17 protein-coding genes are annotated in these 19,165 nt (G+C 38.0%); 6 read left to right on the forward strand and 11 right to left on the reverse strand.

What is annotated here, in order from left to right:
• Nucleotides 1-31: 31 nt before the first annotated feature.
• On the forward strand, nucleotides 32-1,378 hold the full coding sequence (locus tag FVB32_RS02255; protein ID WP_147740964.1) for a sugar porter family MFS transporter: 1,347 nt from the start codon (nucleotides 32-34) through the stop codon (nucleotides 1,376-1,378).
• 345 nt (nucleotides 1,379-1,723) lie between these two features.
• Here FVB32_RS02255 and FVB32_RS02260 read toward each other — a convergent pair whose 3' ends face one another.
• Both FVB32_RS02260 and FVB32_RS02265 read right to left on the reverse strand, forming a co-directional pair.
• Nucleotides 1,724-2,350 (reverse strand): hypothetical protein, encoded by a 627-nt coding sequence (locus tag FVB32_RS02260; protein WP_147740965.1) that lies wholly within the window; start codon nucleotides 2,348-2,350, stop codon nucleotides 1,724-1,726.
• 49 nt (nucleotides 2,351-2,399) lie between these two features.
• Nucleotides 2,400-2,699, reverse strand: coding sequence for an HPF/RaiA family ribosome-associated protein (locus FVB32_RS02265; protein WP_147740966.1), 300 nt, complete (start codon nucleotides 2,697-2,699; stop codon nucleotides 2,400-2,402).
• 244 nt (nucleotides 2,700-2,943) lie between these two features.
• Between FVB32_RS02265 and FVB32_RS02270 the strand changes: the two genes are divergently transcribed.
• Nucleotides 2,944-3,456 carry a hypothetical protein gene (locus FVB32_RS02270; RefSeq protein WP_147740967.1) on the forward strand — a complete coding sequence of 171 codons (513 nt, stop codon included), beginning with the start codon at nucleotides 2,944-2,946 and terminating at the stop codon, nucleotides 3,454-3,456.
• Nucleotides 3,457-3,491: 35 nt separating this feature from the next.
• Here FVB32_RS02270 and FVB32_RS02275 read toward each other — a convergent pair whose 3' ends face one another.
• The 4 genes from FVB32_RS02275 to FVB32_RS02290 are packed head-to-tail and all read right to left on the reverse strand — an operon-like array spanning nucleotide 3,492 to nucleotide 9,121.
• Nucleotides 3,492-4,811, reverse strand: coding sequence for an ATP-dependent 6-phosphofructokinase (locus FVB32_RS02275; RefSeq protein ID WP_147740968.1), 1,320 nt, complete (start codon nucleotides 4,809-4,811; stop codon nucleotides 3,492-3,494).
• 12 nt (nucleotides 4,812-4,823) lie between these two features.
• Nucleotides 4,824-6,452 (reverse strand): phosphoenolpyruvate carboxykinase (ATP), encoded by a 1,629-nt coding sequence (gene pckA, locus FVB32_RS02280; protein ID WP_147740969.1) that lies wholly within the window; start codon nucleotides 6,450-6,452, stop codon nucleotides 4,824-4,826.
• Between the two features lie 16 nt (nucleotides 6,453-6,468).
• On the reverse strand, nucleotides 6,469-8,307 hold the full coding sequence (locus tag FVB32_RS02285) for an SLC13 family permease (RefSeq protein WP_147740970.1): 1,839 nt from the start codon (nucleotides 8,305-8,307) through the stop codon (nucleotides 6,469-6,471).
• Nucleotides 8,308-8,329: 22 nt separating this feature from the next.
• A complete protein-coding gene (locus FVB32_RS02290) occupies nucleotides 8,330-9,121 on the reverse strand; it encodes a universal stress protein (RefSeq protein ID WP_147740971.1) in 792 nt (263 codons plus the stop codon).
• 186 nt (nucleotides 9,122-9,307) lie between these two features.
• On the opposite strand from FVB32_RS02290, the gene FVB32_RS02295 reads away from it, so the two are divergent.
• Together FVB32_RS02295 and FVB32_RS02300 are read left to right on the forward strand one after the other, a co-directional pair.
• Complete coding sequence (locus FVB32_RS02295) at nucleotides 9,308-10,267, forward strand: ROK family protein (protein WP_147740972.1); 960 nt, start codon at nucleotides 9,308-9,310, stop codon at nucleotides 10,265-10,267.
• Between the two features lie 116 nt (nucleotides 10,268-10,383).
• On the forward strand, nucleotides 10,384-11,109 hold the full coding sequence (locus FVB32_RS02300; protein WP_147740973.1) for an energy transducer TonB: 726 nt from the start codon (nucleotides 10,384-10,386) through the stop codon (nucleotides 11,107-11,109).
• A gap of 62 nt (nucleotides 11,110-11,171) precedes the next feature.
• Here the strand turns inward: FVB32_RS02300 and FVB32_RS02305 are convergent, their stop codons facing one another.
• Both FVB32_RS02305 and FVB32_RS02310 read right to left on the reverse strand, forming a co-directional pair.
• A complete protein-coding gene (locus tag FVB32_RS02305; RefSeq protein ID WP_147740974.1) occupies nucleotides 11,172-12,368 on the reverse strand; it encodes a succinylglutamate desuccinylase/aspartoacylase family protein in 1,197 nt (398 codons plus the stop codon).
• A gap of 1 nt (nucleotide 12,369) precedes the next feature.
• Entirely contained in the window at nucleotides 12,370-14,217 is a 1,848-nt protein-coding gene (locus FVB32_RS02310) for a CBS domain-containing protein (RefSeq protein WP_147740975.1), read from the reverse strand.
• Between the two features lie 160 nt (nucleotides 14,218-14,377).
• On the opposite strand from FVB32_RS02310, the gene hemN reads away from it, so the two are divergent.
• Together hemN and FVB32_RS02320 are read left to right on the forward strand one after the other, a co-directional pair.
• On the forward strand, nucleotides 14,378-15,736 hold the full coding sequence (gene hemN / locus FVB32_RS02315) for an oxygen-independent coproporphyrinogen III oxidase (RefSeq protein ID WP_147740976.1): 1,359 nt from the start codon (nucleotides 14,378-14,380) through the stop codon (nucleotides 15,734-15,736).
• Between the two features lie 17 nt (nucleotides 15,737-15,753).
• Nucleotides 15,754-16,575: a universal stress protein gene (locus FVB32_RS02320; RefSeq protein WP_147740977.1), complete on the forward strand. Its 822-nt coding sequence runs from the start codon at nucleotides 15,754-15,756 to the stop codon at nucleotides 16,573-16,575.
• Nucleotides 16,576-16,657: 82 nt separating this feature from the next.
• Here FVB32_RS02320 and FVB32_RS02325 read toward each other — a convergent pair whose 3' ends face one another.
• From FVB32_RS02325 to FVB32_RS02335, 3 genes are read right to left on the reverse strand one after another with little or no spacing between them, the layout of a single operon-like run.
• Complete coding sequence (locus FVB32_RS02325) at nucleotides 16,658-17,155, reverse strand: ClbS/DfsB family four-helix bundle protein (protein WP_147740978.1); 498 nt, start codon at nucleotides 17,153-17,155, stop codon at nucleotides 16,658-16,660.
• 11 nt (nucleotides 17,156-17,166) lie between these two features.
• A complete protein-coding gene (locus FVB32_RS02330; protein WP_147740979.1) occupies nucleotides 17,167-18,441 on the reverse strand; it encodes an acetyl-CoA hydrolase/transferase family protein in 1,275 nt (424 codons plus the stop codon).
• 11 nt (nucleotides 18,442-18,452) lie between these two features.
• Complete coding sequence (locus tag FVB32_RS02335) at nucleotides 18,453-19,163, reverse strand: sulfite exporter TauE/SafE family protein (protein WP_147740980.1); 711 nt, start codon at nucleotides 19,161-19,163, stop codon at nucleotides 18,453-18,455.
• Nucleotides 19,164-19,165: the final 2 nt, after the last annotated feature.

Consider the following 19,165-nt stretch of genomic DNA (forward strand, 5'->3'; position numbering starts at 1 on the left):
TTTTGCTAGTTTTAGAAAAATCAAACTGGCCATGAAGAACCGTGTTTTTAGAATTTCTCTTACCGCAGCTTTGGCTGGATTTTTATTTGGTTTTGATACCGTAGTCATATCCGGAGCAAATCTTCCGATAAAAGAGCTTTGGGATACGTCTCCTCTATTTCATGGTGTTTTTATTATGAGCATGGCCCTGTGGGGAACCGTTTTAGGGTCATTGTTTGGAGGTATTCCCTGCGATAAGTTGGGAAGAAAAAAAACCTTGATGTGGATTGGAATTCTTTATTTTATTTCCGCATTAGGCTCAGCAGTTGCCCATGACCCTTATCTTTTTTCATTTTTTAGATTTATTGGAGGTGTAGGCGTAGGGGCTTCCTCCGTAGCTGCCCCAATTTATATTTCCGAAATAAGTACTCCTGCCAACAGAGGAAAACTCGGGGCCATGTACCAGTTCAATATTGTTTTTGGGATTTTCATTGCGTTTATTTCCAATTATCTTTTAAAAGGATTTGATGGCGCCAATGACTGGCGTTGGATGTTAGGTGTAGAGGCTATACCTGCCATTGCATATACCGTCATGGTGTTTGGTATTCCTAATAGCCCAAGGTGGTTAATGACCAAAAAACAGGATGAGGAAGGTGCTTTTAAAACCTTGGAATATATTTCTACAGCCGAAATAGCCAAAATTAGACTACAAGAGATAAAAGATGCGCTGGGCAAAACCCTTTCCAAAGAAAGCTTATTCTCTAGAAAATATAATAAACAACTTCTTTTAGCTTTTTTTATAGCTTTCTTCAACCAACTATCAGGTATAAATTTTGTACTCTATTATGCACCAGAAATTTTGGAACGTGCAGGATTGGCTTCAAAAGAATCTTTATTCAGTTCTATATCAATAGGAATCGTTAACCTAATATTTACTCTTATCGGAATTCGTCTTATAGACCGCTTGGGTAGAAAGCAACTGTTGAAAATTGGCTCTTTAGGATATATCGTAAGCTTAGCGATGGTCGGTTGGTGTTTTTATAGCGATGCCAGCTCCACGCTGTTGCTCACATTTATTTTGGTTTTTATAGCTTCACATGCCGTTGGGCAAGGAGCTGTAATTTGGGTTTTTATTTCTGAAATATTCCCAAATAGTGTTAGGGCGTATGGTCAATCTTGGGGTACAGGAACCCACTGGGTATTTGCAGCTGTTATCACCTTGATTACACCTATCTTTTTGGATGCGGACAATGGTATATTTAAGGACAATCCTTGGCCTATTTTCTTGTTTTTTGCCCTTATGATGGTGCTGCAGTTACTTTGGGCTATATTTATAATGCCAGAAACCAAAGGGGTAAGTCTGGAAGAATTAGGCAGAAAGTTAAGTTCAAAAAAGTAGAAGCTCAACGCAAGAACACTTGCAAGATGTACCTGAAAGCCTGCTTTTAGTCGAATATCTCCATTGAAATTGAGATTTTTAAGTGAATAATTCCTTACATTGAAGGAAATTACACTATTATGAACAACGAAGTTTCCTTTGGTGACAAAATGCTGGTTGGCTTTTTAAGATTCATGGTATTTGTCCTTGTACTTATTTTAATTGCGATTCCAATTTGTATTTTACTAGACTTTATTGGATTGTTACCATAAAAATTGATAGTTTCAAAAAGGTCAAGAACAAACCTTTCCATCCATAATTGAAATCTAAACAGAATAGAGAATAATTCTTTGCAAAGGATATTCTTTAAAAAATCACATCTTGTTCTCCCATTTTATTAGCGATAAGCTTAATGTAAGCTTCAATGGTTTTTTCCATTTTTACAGGTTCGATCACATCGATATCACTTCTCCAGATAAGCTCTCTTTCTTTATCAACACAGATACAATACAATGAAGTTTCTACAGTATATATATTAAAAGTTTCATAATATTCCGAATTGTAATAAATGTCTTGATGTTCGAGATAATCTACGCTGAAACTCGTGTACATATCATTAAGTTTATTCATTCTTTCCCTAAATGTTCTTCTATTTTCAGTACCCACAACTTTAGTAAAAAGAATGGCATCAAAACCTTTATCCAACAACTGTCCCTCAACCTCCGAAAGCTGTTTCTCTGATTTCTCGGATAATGTAAACTCAACATCAAAAAGATCCATACTGCGCATTGCCTCAACCCCTTTTTCAGATAACTTTTCTGCAAGTCTGGTTTCAAACACTGTTCTCACATTTTCATCCTGGGTCATTCCCACCACCAGCACCTTGTAGGCGTCAAACAAAACAATATCAGGGTTTTTCCACGTACTAACCAGTTTTGTGGAGGAACACCCTAAGAACAGCAACATACTCAGGCATATTATTTTAGTTTTCATAGGAAAGGATTAAAAATGTTCTACTCGAAATTCCATAGTACAGCCATGGCTAATGCCTTACAAATATGGCTTGTCGTTTTTCCAACTGTCTTTTCAGTTCTCCAATGGTTTCTACCATTGCTTTTTCAAAATTATCTGTCCTGGATTTTGCAAAAAGTCTAGGCCCCGGAGCACTTAACTCTATTTCACAGACTTTGTCCTGTCCAGTTTTATCATTCTCCATCTTAAAAAGCACATTGGCATTGATTACCCAACTATACTTCCATCCTAATTTATCAAGTTTCTTCATTAGAATCTCGTTCAAAGACTCACTTACTTCCATTTTTTGATATTGAATGTTCACTTCCATAATGATTTATTTTTTATTTCTATATCAAAACTAGATACCTATCCATTGGAATAAAATGACATCTGTCAGGTTTTGATTATATACCCATAGGGCAGTACTTATCCTATGCTAAAAAAATCTAAGGTTTCATTTCTAAACCTATAAAAACATGAACCTGATGCATATCATAAATTAAATCAAAAAGCCCTTATAATTTTGCTTTGAATTTTAGACTCCTTATAGAGCCATTTTCAAATTAGAAGAAATGAAGCATTTTAAAGAATTCATGGTTTTAGTTCTATGTGCTATTGGCTTAACTGTACTTTTTTCGGTTTGGCATAGCCAAGAATTTTCCATTGCCAAAGTGGAATCGCTAACAACTTATAATCCCGAGTTGGAATCCAAACTTCTTATTGCGTGCACCACGGGAAATTTTCCTGAAAAAATTAGTCATGGAATACTGAATCATTACAAAAATGATCATAACCTAAACCTAGTGGATATTTCTGATTTATCAGAAATAGCTCCAGAAAATTATGAGGGAATCTTTCTAATTCATACTTGGGAAAAATGGAACCCTCCTCCTGATATAGTGGATTTCATGAACGTATCCAAAAAATTTAACGACAACATTGTGCTTTTGGCAACCTCTAGTGGTGGATCATCACAAACAGATGACGTTGATGGAATTTCAGGTGGTAAAGCATCTGAAGGTGTGGCGTTCTACATTGAAGAGGCCATTGCTAAAATGGATGTAATTCTTAATGCCCGCAAATAGCAGTTCTTATCAATTTCTTTGCGAGATGGTAACCGTTACTTAATTGAGAACGGTTGACCGGTACTTTGTAAAACGGCAAACCAAAATCCGCTTTCCAAATCAATTTTCTTTCTTTTAGAAACAACGGCCGAGATTGGTAGGTATACAAATTTATCATTGACCTTACCTACAACAAATTTTGTTTTTCCGCTCATTGCACCATGAACAGCTTGATATGCCAAACTGCTACAAAATACACTATCGCCTGAATTTGCTGCGGCGCTTCTTATGATATAACTGGGGTCGATGTACTTAATGGTCACTGGAAAAATATCTGAGAAGTATTCCTTTATTTTTTGTTTTAGAAACAACCCTATGTCATCATGTTGCACATTGCCGGAAGCATCGGTTACAATATCATCCTTCTCAAAAAGATGTTGCCCTGCACCTTCTGCTACCACAATCACCGCATGGTGTTTAGCTTCTAATCTGCTTTTTAAAACCTCCAAAAAGCCATTTTCTCCATAAAGGTCAAAATCCATCTCCGGCACCAACACAAAGTTGACTACGGGCATTGCGAGGGAGGCCGAAGCAGCAATAAAGCCACTATCCCTGCCCATCAATTTAACAATGGAAATACCATTGTAAGCTCCATGCGCCTCATTGTGTGCATCTTTTAAAATTGGACTTGCAATATCAAACGCAGTTTCAAAACCGAAGGACTTATCAATAATATCAACATCGTTATCTATGGTTTTAGGAATACCCACAACGCTAATATCCAAACCTCTTTTTTTAATTTCCTCTCCAATGGCGTTACACCCTTTTAAAGTACCATCACCACCTATAGTAAAGAGCATTTGAATATTATTGTTAACCAATGTGTCCACCATAACAGATACATCTTGTGCTCCTCTTGATGATCCTAAAATGGTACCGCCAAATTGGTGGATATCCTTCACTTTATCTGGAGTAAGTGCTATAAAATCATGTCCCATTTCTGGGTTTAATCCTTCATATCCATATGGGATTCCCAAAATCTTTTTTACATCATAAAAGTAATGTAGTGCCATTACAATTCCTCGAATCACATTGTTGATACCAGGACAAAGTCCTCCACAAGTAACAATTGCAGCAGTAAAGTTTTTAGGCTCAAAATGGATGTTTTGTCTTGGACCTGCCTTTTCCAGACACAAGGGTTCCTTATTGTTGGTAAGACATTGATTATAACTCTCTAAAGAGGTATCGAAAACCAATTTGTCCGTTTCATTAATAAAAGTGAAGATATTATCTCCCCTAACAGTACTTAACTGCAGGGGAGATTTGAATTTAGGAATTCCTAAGTTTTCTATTTGAAAGTCAATCTTGTCTTTCACACTATTTAAAAATTAAAAATGCTCGTTTAAGCTATGGTGCGAATCAATCAACGGGCCACCGTTCATAATTTCTTCGGATGCTTGATTAGCAAACTTATCAAAATTAATATGAAATGAGTGTGCCAATTGTATTGCTTTACTCACATATGCCCCTTTTTGCAGCCACGTATTCATCGGATCCAATATTTCTGTTGGGACTCCTGGGCAATACTTTGGCATATGCAATCCAAAAATGGGGTGCGCATCAAAATCAACCTTATCCAGTTCTCCTTCCAAGATTGCTGAGATCATGGCTCTGGTATATTTCAATTTAATCCTAGAACCCACTCCGTAAGGGCCACCGCTCCATCCCGTATTGATCAACCAAACGTTAACTCCTGCCTCGGTCATCTTTTTGCTCAGCATTTCGGCATAAACCGTTGGATGCAATGGCATAAATGGTTCGCCAAAACAAGCAGAAAAAGATGGTACGGGCTCAGTAATACCAGCTTCAGTACCTGCAACTTTGGCCGTATATCCCGAAATAAAGTGATAAGCAGCCTGACCAGGTGTTAATTTAGACACTGGAGGCAAAACACCAAAGGCATCACAGGTTAAGAAAAAGATATTTTTTGGATTTGAAGCATAAGAAGGCACTTGAATATTATCGATATGTTCAATAGGATAACTTACCCTGGTATTCTGGGTAATGGTGCTATCAAAATAATCTACCTCCTTCGTTCCCTCTTTAAAAATAACATTTTCCAACAAGGCTCCTGGTCGTATCGCCCTATAAATATCAGGTTCCTTTTCCTCGGTTAGATCAATAACCTTGGCATAACATCCTCCTTCAAAATTAAAGATGGTATTTTCGGCTGTCCAACCATGTTCATCATCACCAATCAGTTTTCTGTTGGGATCTGCGGACAGGGTTGTTTTTCCGGTACCAGAAAGTCCAAAGAAAATAGCAGTATCGCCAGCTTCGCCAACATTGGCAGAACAGTGCATAGGCAATACATTTTTTTCAGTTGGCAGAATCAAATTTAAAGCAGAGAAAATCCCCTTTTTCATTTCACCCGTATACGCTGAACCACCTACCAAAGCAATCTTCTTGGTAAAATTGAGAATGGAAAAGTTACCATCTAAAATTCCTACTGCTTTTGGATCTGGTGCCAAATATCCTGGAGCGCATAACACCAACCATTCTTCTTCAAAGTCTTTCAACTCCTCTTCGGAAAGCCTCAAAAACATATTTTTGATGAAATAGTTAGACCAAGGATATTCGGTAACGGTGCGAACGTTCATTTTATATTTGGGATCAGCACAGACCGCCGCATCCCTCACAAAAACTTCCTTATCAGAAAGATAATCCACAATACCTTGATGCAGTATGTCAAAATTTTCTGGTGAGATTGGTTTATTAATCCGTCCCCACCAAACCGTATCTTTAGTATAGTCATCCTTGACCAAAAAGCGATCTTTAGGTGACCGGCCTGTAAACTTACCTGTGTTTATGGATAATGTGCCATTTTCGGTTTCTGTGCCCAATCCTTTTTCAACAGTCATTTGTTGTAAAGTTTCAGCATCTAAGTTCCAATGTATGTGCTCCGTTTGGAGACCATACTTTTCTAAAGTTCTTGACTTTTCCATAATTCTATCCATGTTTATTGTTTTAAGGTTAAAAGCTCCATATCAATGGAACCAATGCTAGAGTTGTAATAAAAAAAAGCAGTAAGAGTGGTCCTCCCACTTTTATATAATCTATAAACTTGTATCCGCCGGAAGACATTACCATTGCATTGGTAGTGGTCCCAACGGGGGTTAAAAATGCTGTGGACGCACTAACAGCCACAGTTATCAAATAAGGTTTTGGTGAAACACCCAAGGATGTTGCTGCCAATAATGCAATAGGCGCCATTAATACGGCAGTTGCTGAATTGTTTATGGTTTGACTAAACACTGTCGTCAATAAAAATATGCCTCCTAAAAGCACTGTAGGGTGTATGCTCCCTAACACTTCCACCAGACCATTAGCAGCCATCTCGGCGACTCCGGTTTTTTGTAATGCAGTTCCCATGGGTATCATTGCGGCAATCATGACCACACTGGTCCAACTAATGCCCTTATATGCTTTTGATATGGGTACGCAACGGGTCAAGAGCATAATGCCAGCACAAATCAATGCTGCAATGGCCCCTGGAAAAACTTTGAACACCAAGAGCAGTATCATTACGATCAAGGTTGCCATGGCGACGTAGCTTCTTACGCTCAAGGTTGCCACATTTTTTGAAAGTGCTTCAGGACTGCCTGAGATTACTACGTTTTCATACAGTGATTTTAGGTTTTCAATGCTTTCCCATGGCCCCCTAATTACAAAAGCATCTCCTGCTTCTATTTTAATTTTCCCAGTAAGTGGGCGGTTATTTCTTGAAGCTGCCAATAACTGCACCCCCGTACGTTTTAGGTAGTTCCCCAAATTGATTGTTTTTCCAACAAAAATTGAATTTGGCGTAATGAGCATTTCTGCCATACCCACTTCTTGATTGATCAGCTCATTTTTTAAGGTGTCTTTTTCGGCTTTAGTGGGAATAATTCCTAAGCTATACTTCAGTACCAATTTATCCACATCTTCGGGAGTACCTTTTACTGTAATAATATCGTGATATCGCATTTCAGTATCTGGTCCAGGCAGTTCTACAAATTGAGGTATCCGTTGCTGCAATGGACTAGGATGCCTTCGTTTTAATCGCATCACTGCTATTTGATGTGTTGATTCAAAATTCCAATCTCCAATTTTGGTATTGATCAAAGGAGACATAGAACGAATGCGCAGCCGATAAAGATTATCCCCAATACTATAACTTGAAATCCATTTGTGCATTTCGGCATCAATATCAGCAGGTCTTTCGTTGGTTTGACGTTTGGGTAGTAAACGATATCCCAAATACCTGAAATACAGAATGGTAATAATCAATAGTGGTAGGCCTATCAATCCAATTTCAAAGAAAGAGAACCCTTCTAGGTTATTCTCGATCAAGGTGTTGCTAGCAATGATATTTGGTGGCGTACCTGTTAAAGTCAACAAACCTCCTGTATTAGAGCCAAAAGCTACGGGCATCAATAATTTTGATGGTAATGTACCTGCACTCCATGCTGCTGAAACCGTAACTGGGAGCAGTGCCGCCACCGTTCCAGTATTGCTGACAAAACCTGAAAGCACACTAGCTCCCAATGTTACGATAACCAATAGTTTTGGAATACTCTTACCTGCCCAACTAACAAAATGCTGCCCTGCAAGAGCTGTCCAACCAGTTCTGGAAAGGCCTTCTCCAATAATGAACAGTGCTGCAATCATAATTACCGTAGTATTGCTAAAACCACCAAGGGTTTCCTTAACATCCAATATTCCGGTTAAATACAATGTCAACATGGAGATTAGGGCCACAACATCGGGTGGAAATTTTCCCCAAACGAACAATGCTATTGTAATACTTAGTATTACTAGTAGTGTGAACATAGCTGTATCCTTGAAATAGTAATCAATCCAGAGCCAACACCGGAATTTCTGAATGCAGAGTCAACAGCTTTGTCAAACGTCCTTCGGAAGGTGAGCTCAATTTTGTATGATTTCTCGGTAGGATGGCCAATAAGTCTATATTTTTCTTGTTGATGTATTCCAAAATCCCTTCTTCCACATCCTGGTTTTTGCTAAAGGCATGCTCTACATAAAAATGCTCCAAGTAATACTCCAATAAGTTTTCTGTGCTATCAACAACAGATTCCTCCGCATAGACCGATTCTTTGTAAATGGTTAGTACGTGTACTCTAGAATTGAAGGTGCGTGCAACATCCAAAAGTGTTCGCAAGACTTCTTTATCGTCAATTTTCTCATTCCCCATTACCAAAGCAATGTCCCTAGGTTCTTTAATTGCACATCCGAAGGGAACAGATATTACTGGGCAATTAGCTTCCAAAACAAGTCTTGAGGTATTGGTTATCGCCTCGTCGGTGCTTTTATCACCCATGGTTCCCATAAGAATCAAATCGGCATCGTACTCATCTTGTACACTAAGAATTGTCTCAATCACCTCACCGGTAGTCGTAATAAATTCTGATGGTGTTTTGGTCTTCTCATTATACGATTTCGCAATTTTGGTAAAATCAGATTGAAGCACATTCTTTTCAGACTCTGCTATGGGCATAGCAGAGACATATAACGCCAGAATATCCATGCGTCTATTTGGACCTACAAAATTAATTGCATATTCCAGCGCATTAATGGAAGCCTCAGAAAAGTCGAACGGAATTAAAATTTTATCAATGTTACCCATACCCAAAAATTTAAATGATTAAAATCTTCAGTTCAAAAGTAGAACCAGCTCATGAGGTAAAATATGACAGAAGTCAGGTTTCATACTTTTAGCCCATAAAACATGCATTGCTTTTATTTTTAAACACCCTTTACAAGAATTGCACTCATATTGGCTATCTTTAAATGAAGCTAAAACCTCTAGAATATGGATATCGTTATAGGAATAGACATCGGCGGCACTAAAACTAAAATTGGTTTGGTGGATAACACCGGAAAGTGTCATGCGAAGACATATTTTAGAACTAGGGAATTTCCAGATTTAGAAGATTATCTAGACAAAATAAAAGCTGTTTCAGATGAGCTTATTCAAAATTTAGGCGAAAAAGTCATCATTTTAGGGTGTGGTATTGGAGCCCCTAATGCATCTAGTAAAAAAGGAACCATAGAAAATGCCAGTAACTTAGTTTGGAAAGGTAGCGTACCCTTACTTGAAAAACTCAAAGAAAGGATGCATATGCCCATGCGAATTATGAATGATGCAAGTGCAGCAGCTTTGGGTGAAATGCTTTTTGGAAGAGCGCAAACCATTTCAGATTTTATTGTAATAACGTTAGGTACGGGCTTTGGCGCAGGCATTGTTGCCAATGGGCAGTTGATTGATGGCTACGACGGGTTTGCAGGTGAACTGGGTCATGTAGATATGACTATTGGAGATGGCAGATTAACCGGGCTTGGTGTACGAGGGGGATTGGAGGCCTACGTATCCGCAACGGGGTTAAAACGCACAATTATGTATATGTTGAGCAAGTACTTGGAGGACAGCAAATTTAGAAGTATTGCCTACAACGATTTGCATGGAGAGGAAATTACAAAAGCTGCCGAAGAAGGTGATATTATAGCTCAAAAAGCCTTTGATTATACGGCTAAAATAATGGCACAGGCCTTGGCAAACTTTACCGCTTTTACCCAACCAGAAGCTTTTATTCTTATGGGCGGGCTTACCAATAGTGGAAAGTGGATTATGGATCCTCTTGAAAAGTACTTCAATGAATATCTTTTGGAGGTATACAAAGGCAAAGTAAAACTATTAGAGTCTGGCATGGATGGTAAAACCGCCGCCATTTGTGGGGCTGCGGCACTCATTTGGGAAATTGAAAAACCTTAGTTCCACAAAAATTCAATTCCATTTAGAGATTTTCTGCATTAACTATCATCCTGACGTTTATCATATTTTTTGATGATTGGTCTATCTAACTTTATAAGAGTTAAATAAGAAAAGTCATGAAACCAAAAAAGAATCCAAACGCAGATGTAGGGCGCAATAGCAGCCTCTATTTTATGATTGGTCTTACTTCTATATTGTTCGTTACATGGCAAACATTTGAGGTAAAGACTTACGAGAAAGAATCCGAAATTTTGGAGATAGCACAGGTAACAGATGATCTTAAGGAGGATGTTCCTATAACTGAAATTATAAGGACTACACCCCCTCCTCCTCCTCCCGCTGCACCAGATGTGATTGAAATTGTTGAAGATGTCGAAGACGTTGAAGAAACGGTTATTGAAAGTACCGAGAGTAGCCAAGAAGTTTTCATTGAAGATGCCATTGTAAAAATAGATGATGTAGAAGTTGGCGAGGTAGAGGAAGAGGAAATTATTCCTTTTGCTGTCATTGAAAATGTACCGGTGTTTCCTGGATGTGAAAACTTAAATTCTGAGGAAGAACGTAAAGCTTGTTTTAATCGAAAAGTTCAAGAGCACGTAAGGCAAAATTTCAAATACCCCCAATCAGCGCTTGAAATGCGTATTACCGGAAAAGTGTACGTACAGTTTGTAATAGACTCACAAGGAAGGGTGAAAGATATTCAAAAAAGGGGGCCGGATAGGTTATTGGAAAAAGAAGCTGTTCGGATTATTGCTGCGTTACCAACTGTAAAACCAGGAGTACAACGTGGAAAACCGGTTAAGGTTAAATACTCAATACCTATAAATTTTGTTGTGCAATAGGGGATATCTAGAACTACATTAAAGGAGATGCTGTATACTTATCGGCCCTCCTTTTTTTGTATTCAAAACCAATCTGTGTTTGTATATTCTTCATTTTTAGAAGCTGTTTCCCTGCTCTTAACAATCAAATGTGTTTTATCTAACTGTCGGGCTCTATAACCAAGTAAGTGAAAAATAGATTTAGCCATAAACCTAGCCACCCTCTGATCGACCAACATAGCATCTTTTTTAAAGGATTCCCATCTAATACCGGGAAACTTCACTAAAAAATGATCCGCCTTTAATTTTCTAAGCCCTTTAGAGACCCATAAAAGAAATGTGGGTATTGACCTTATATAATAAAAACCTTCACTTCCCTGGCTTTGGTATAATGGCATAAAGATTTGCCTCTTCCCTTTCGTCTTCAAAATGTCTCTATTCTCCATGGCGACCTCTTTACCTTTTGGTATTTTTTGAAAATTGACAAATCCAGGAAACATCTTAAAATCGTTTCCCTTTTTTATACTGTATTGATAATAAATTTCATAAAATCTGTTGGATACCCTACTGGAATCCAACATCAAATTTTCTAGGTCCGCAAACTCACTTTCAGATAAATGAATGGATGCTGTAAGGCTTAAAGTAAAGCGAATAAAATCGATGCAATTTTTAATGGCGCCTATTTCATCATGCTGACCACTTTCGTACCCCATTGAAACATAACCCAGTTCATTTATAAAACTCAACAAAGCACCTTCTAAATACTCCTCAATCCCTAAAATAATTGGAAGTGGGTAATTTGAGGCAAACTTTCTGTTTAGAAGACTATCGTTTAAAACAATAAATGGAGAGGTTTCGCTTGAAGTCGTGTGTAAGTCAATAAAATAAAACGGCGCTTCATTATTTTCAAGTATTTCGCTTAACAAGCCATGCAATTCCAATAATTCATTTTCATCATCGTTCCGCTCTTCCTTTCTCTCTTGAATATGCTTCACTTTTTGGGGTGACCAAATCCTATTCAAATCTTTCTCCGAAAATCTAACGTTTTTTTCAAGCGCACTTAAATTTCCAGCTATCCCATACACCTTCCCATGGATTGGTTTTTGCTGTATTTTTAATTCACGCATGACATGTTTAAGGGCAAATATTCCTGCTGGCTCATTGCCATGTATCCCTGCAAAAAAAACCACCGTAGGACCTTCTTTTCCTCCTTTTAAACAATCTACAATTCGTCCTATTTCCAGCGTTTCATCAAGGGCACTGCTATACACTTTTGACATGCTATAAATCTACCTTGCTAATAATTCCGACCAGATTAGATCCTACACAAACAGGCAAACATCCAATCTGGTAATCATCCATTAATTTTTTAGCGGTTGTTATTTTCGTTCTTGGTTGCACGGTGACCACTTTTTTGATCATAATATCAGCAACCCTGGAATCCTTTTTTTTATGTTTTTTATCCAAGTTATCGATGTGACTCCAAGTTAAAAGACCTGCCAATTCTCCTTTTTCATTTTCAACAGGGATATGATGAATATTGTTCCATTGCATTATAGAAACCGCCAGATTAATGTAGTCGTTCTCATAAAGCTTCATGAGTTTTGTAGACATAATTTGCCCAACCCATTCAAAAGATTTTTCTGTTCTGATTGGTTTTTCTATAGGCTCCCATGTATGCACTGGCTTATTTGATTGTTGATTAACATGCATGGTCTTGGTCAATTCTACCAAAACACTATCCAATTTCATTTGTTTTCTTAAACTTCTAAAGTTTTCCACCTGCCACTCAGCTCCCGTGCCTTTTTTAGTTCTAGCTTCTATGATTCCCAATAGTCTATCGATATCCTTACGGTCAACATTATGCTTTTTCAATCCATCATAAGCTATTGGAAGAAATTCATTAAGAATCAATTTTTTAAGGGTTGTTGGTTTACCCAACCAAGAAAGCACCGTTTGTCTTCCAGTTCTGGCGGACTTTATAAAATTTAACTTCGCCTCTTCAAAATCCATAATGCCCGACATATCATCATACTTTTTAGGTCTCCCCGTCATAAGTCCTACCCAAAAAGCAAAATTGGCCATTTCATCAATCATGGTTGGGCCGGATGGTATGTATCTGTTTTCTATGCGCAAATGAGGTTTTCCATTACCTACCCCGTAGCAAGGGCGATTCCAGCGATACACTGTTCCATTAAAAAGACTGAGCGCTTCAAGCTTGGGAGTCGTTTCATTATTTAAAAGCTCCAAAGAACTTTCTTCAATGGGCTTTGTCAATATGATGCGATGAGAAGAAATATCTTCCTTAAAAATTTCTGTTACAGAGCGATGTTGCCAATGGCTTCCAAAACCTACCCTTGCAACTTGTTCTTTAAGTGCATACGTCCATTTTCTGGTATCCAAACTTTGTTGAAATAGTGCTATACGGGTTTCCTTCCATAGCTCCCTTCCCATTAATAAAGGGGAATTGCAGCAAACTCCCAAAACAGGACCTGCAATGGCTTGCGACCAGTTGTAGCTTTTAATGAAATCCGCTGGAGGAATCTGTAAATGCAGTTGAAAACTGGTGTTGCATGCTTCAAAAAGTACAGAATCATGACGAAGGGTCAACTCATCCACCCCTCTTATTTTAAGAGAAAAATGATCTCCTCTACAAGCTTTTAAAACCTCATTTAACTTGTAATATCGTGGAATGGGAGTCATAAAATCCACTCCTAGTTCGTTTTTACTGATCGTAGGCAAGATTCCTGTCAATAATACATTTGTTCCATGCTCGCTTGCCTTTGTTTTTGCTTTGGCTAGCAACGTTCTTAGTTGATGCTCAACTTTTGAAAAACAATCTTTTTTTAATTCAAAAGGATCTAAGTTGATCTCCAGGTTATAGCTTGCCAACTCTGTTGTAAAATGTGAATCATCAACGCTATCCAGTACCTCGATTGATTTTCCAGCAGGCCTATAATCATTATCCACCAAACATAATTCTTGTTCAGCTCCTATTCTAACAACGGCATCCTCAATTAAATTTTGCTCAAGAAGAAGTTCCAAAGCCTTTATATCATCAAGCAAATGTTGCACAAAGGCTTTGCGCTCAACAGTATCAAACTTGCTTTTGGCAATATGTTCTCCCATGTTATAGGACCTTGGTATTTCTTTACTATGAAATAAAACTACAAAGTGTGGAAATCTTAAAATATGATACTTGTCATATGCGGATTTGAGGTTATGCTGATAATTATCATGTTTTTTATTGATATCCAAGACTAATTTTGACCTATATCATTATTCAATTATGTGCGAGCTTGTTCAAAAATATAATGTGCCTGGGCCTCGGTACACCAGCTACCCTACCGTTCCTTATTGGGATTTGGAAAGTTTCTCTGGAAAACTTTGGAAGGCCAGTATTGTAAAGGCAACAAAAGAAAGCCCTGAAGATGGAATAAGCATCTATATCCATCTTCCATTTTGTGAGAGCATGTGCACATTCTGCGGCTGCCATAAACGCATTACAAAAAGGCACGAACTTGAACTACCTTATATAAAAACAGTACTTAAAGAGTGGCAATTATACTATGAACTTTTAGGCTCTAAACCCATTATAAAAGAAATACATCTTGGTGGGGGCACTCCCACTTTTTTCTCTCCAGAACATCTAAAGTTCCTTATAAATGGAATCCTAAGGTTTGGCAAAAAGGCGGATAACCCTGAGTTTAGCTTTGAAGGACATCCCAACAACACCACAAAGGCGCATTTACAAGCGCTATTTGATGTAGGATTTAGGAGAGTCTGCTTTGGTGTCCAAGATTACAACGCAACGGTTCAAAAAGCAATTAATAGAATTCAGCCTTTTGAGAACGTTAAAAAAGTAACGGAATGGGCCAGAGAAATTGGATATACCTCTGTTGGACACGACATTATTTATGGGCTTCCTTTTCAAACAGCCACGCACGTTAAAGAAACCATATCCAAAACCAATGCGCTAAAACCAGATAGAATTGCTTTTTACAGCTACGCCCATGTGCCATGGCTAAAAGGTAATGGTCAACGCGGATACAAAGAAACCGATTTACCTACTTCACAAGAGAAAAAAAATCAATATGAATTAGGGAAACGCATGCTCGCAAACTTTGGATACAAAGATGTTGGCATGGATCATTTTGCTCTTACCACAGATAGCCTTTATACCGCAATGGTCGATGGAACGCTACACAGAAATTTTATGGGATACACTTCTTCCAAAACCAAACTAATGATAGGTTTAGGGGCTTCAAGTATAGGGGACAGCTGGTATGGCTTTGCACAAAATGTAAAAAGTGTTGAGGAATATGAACATTTAGTCTCTCATAGGGTCATCCCAATTTTTAGGGGACACATCCTCAACGATGAAGACCAAACCATAAGAAAGCATATTCTCAATCTCATGTGCCAGTTTGAAACAAGTTGGGAATTGGGAGATACAAGAATAAAAGATTTTCAAAAAATTATTGAGAATTTATCAGAACTGGAATCTGATGGCCTAGTTAACATTGGAGCAAATCAAATTAAAGTGACTGAAAAGGGAAAGCCATTTATTAGAAATATAAGTATGGCCTTTGACCTAAAATTACATAGAAAAAAACCAGAGACGCGTTTGTTCTCTATGACCGTTTAATCCTTAAATCTTAACAAATGAAAAGCATCATAGTACCTGTCGATTTTTCAGAACAATCAGAAAAAGCCCTAAAAGTAGCAGCAGACATTGCAAAGCAACACGATGCTGAATTATACATACTACATATGCTAGAACTTTCACCATCTATCATGAGTGAGTCTGGTTATGTAGCCCAAGAACAGGTGGTCCATTTAATAAAAGTAGGTGAACAACGGTTTGCTGATTTCTTGGATAAACCATACCTCAAAGGAATAAAAATGACTCCTATTATAAAGCATTACAAAGTCTTTAGTGAGGTAGATGAAATAGCCAAAAAGCATAGCGCAGATTTAATTGTGATGGGGTCTCATGGAACAGATGGGCTGCAAGAAATCTTTATAGGTTCCAATACAGAACGGGTGGTCCGCAGCTCAGAAATTCCAGTTTTGGTTATTAAAGGAGATGTTGAAAAATTCAAATTGGAACGTTTTGTTTTTGCATGCGATTTTAAAGAGGAAAACATTCCTGCCCTTAAAAAGGCTGTGGAAATTGCAAAACTCTTTAAATCAAACTTGCATCCCGTATATGTTAATACTCCAGGTGATGAATTTTTGAGCACAGAAGATATTTACACCAGAGTTTCAAAATTCCTAAATCTTGCCAAATTAGGATTGGAAGTTGAAATTTACAATGACTACACGGTTGAAAAAGGGGTCCTAAATTATAGTGAAAGTGTTGCCGCAGATCTTATTGGAATCCCTACCCATGGCAGAAAGGGGCTATCCCACTTCTTTATGGGAAGTATCGGCGAGGATATTGCCAACCACTCGGATACTCCGGTAATAACATTTAAAATTTAATTGCTTGCATTTTTTTGATTGGTTTTTATTGCAATTAAAGAAGAAAGGGAAACTATAAATAGTTTCCCTTTCTTTTAGAACTTTACTTTTTTCCTTTTTTGATAAGTTTAAGGGCCCAATCATAATGGCTTGATAAAACACCAATGATATAAGCCCCCATGGCATTGTTCCTTGTCCAACCATAATATTTTCGTTCAAACAACTCTTTATTGGAATGGCTGGCTACCAAGTTCATTATCTCAGCATGTGAGGTGTTGAATTTTTCTCTGACCTCATCCAAGCCCAAGTTCTTATAACGTTCATAGATTTTCTTATTTAAATCAGGTAGAGTACGCCAATTATAGCCCTTAGCTGGAATATGAGGGCTCTCACCTTTCATTCCAACCTCATACCAATTCAAAAACATTAAATGCCAATGATGTAGATGCCCTAGAACGTCCCTTATGTTTCTATTCATTGTTCCTTTAGGGAAATCTTTATTTTGCTCTGTGGTAGAAAAAGAATCAATAAAATCATTCAATTTCTTGTAGTTGGCCAGACTTAGTTCTTTCAACTCTTCTTTTGTCTTGGGTCTTGGCATTGGATTATTATTTATCCCCTTCCATTAAATCTTTCATAAGCAGCTTTCTCCAGAACTTCTTTATGATTCGGATGGGCTATTGAAATTAATGCTTTAGCACGTTGTTGTAAATTTTTTCCGTAGAGGTTTACCACTCCATATTCTGTAGCTACATGATGTATATGAGCTCGAGTCGTGGTCACCCCTGCCCCTTCTTTTAAAAAGGGGACTATTTTTGAGGTTCCTTTTTTAGTTGTGGAAGACATCGCAAAAATGGGTTTTCCCCCATCTGAAAGTGAGGCTCCTCTAATAAAATCCATTTGACCACCCACTCCAGAAAATTGATAGCTCCCTATAGTATCGGCGCATACCTGGCCCGTTAAATCAATCTCAATGGCACTATTAATCGCCGTTACTTTTGGGTTTCTTCGTATTCTGGCAGTATCATTTGTATAGCCAGAATCCCTAAAATCGCATATGGGGTTATCATCGATAAAATCGTACAATTTTCTAGATCCTACGGCAAAACAACTTACAATCTTACCATTCTTCACTACTTTTTCCTCTCCGGTGATAACACCGCTTTCAATTAGTGGTAACACTCCATCAGAAAACATTTCAGTATGGATGCCTAACCGTTTATGATTCTTCAAATTGTCCAGTACCGCATTGGGAATGTTACCAATACCCATTTGTAAGGTTGCTCCATCTTCAATCAAAGAAGCTACATTAGCCCCTATCTCATGCTCTAAATCTGAAATAACGCCTGCTTCATGCTCATGAATAGGTCTATTTACCTCGGTAGCGCATTCAATTTGGTCGATATGTATTATTCCCGTTCCGTGTGTTCTGGGAACATGTGGGTTGATCTGGGCAATAATCTTTTTCGCGGTTCTAATGGCAGGCAGGGCCACATCTACCGAAACTCCAAGGGAGCAATAGCCGTGTTTATCTGGGCTAGAAACTTGGACAATAGCAACATCCAACGGCAAAATATTTCTTTTGAACAGCCATGGAATCTCACTTAAAAAGATAGGAATATAACCAGCATCGGGCGTATTTACACTTTTCCTTACGTTACCCCCTACAAAGCAGGAGTTTAACTTAAAAGCCTGTGTATATGGCTCTTGGGTGTATTTGGCATCACCTTCCGTATGAATTGAAACAATCTCAACATCTTTTAATTCCTTATAACGGTCACAAAGTGCATTGATAAGTTCATTAGGGGTCATGGCCGCTCCTTGTAAAAAGACACGGTCACCTGATTTAACTACATGTACTGCTTCTTCTGCTGATGTTATTTTCACTTACAATTGTTTTAAGGTTGATGACATTCTATAGCTGCTGATACTGAATCTGCCGGAGCAGCTTTGGGCGAAACATAAGGAATACCTAAACCAAGCCCCCTAACAATGAATAATGCTCCTACAAGTATCACAAATACAGGAACTAATTTCTTGATTTTTGATTTGATAGGATTGCTAAACAAACCTTTAGAAAAAACAACCATACTCATTAGTGGAATAGTTCCTGCGCCAAATAATATCATATATAATCCCCCTTGTAATTGATTTCCAAAAGCTACAGCTCCCAACAATGCCATATAAACCAATCCACAGGGTAGAAATCCATTAAGAAAACCAATGGTCAAAAATGCATCGGGAGTTTTCTTTTTAAGTTCAGCACCCAATTTTGATTTCACTTTTCCCAAAACAGTATAAATGGGTTTTGAAAGACTGTATTTATTAAAATATTTACTTGGAATCACCACCAAAAGAATCATCATTAGTCCTACTCCAATGGACAGTTTTTGTTGCATACCAAAAATGGACAATCCTTTACCCAAAAACCCAAAAAGCACCCCTATTATGCCGTATGCAAGAAGTCGACCAGCGTGGTAAATAAACAACTGTGCTATTTTTTTAGCTTTACTATCCCTATCCAATGGCAGCAAAAAGGCAATGGGTCCGCACATGCCCAAACAGTGCAAGCTTCCCAAAAATCCCAATGCTAGTGCAGATAGTAACATAC

This window comes from Flagellimonas hymeniacidonis (genome assembly GCF_008040165.1).
GTDB lineage: Bacteria > Bacteroidota > Bacteroidia > Flavobacteriales > Flavobacteriaceae > Flagellimonas > Flagellimonas hymeniacidonis.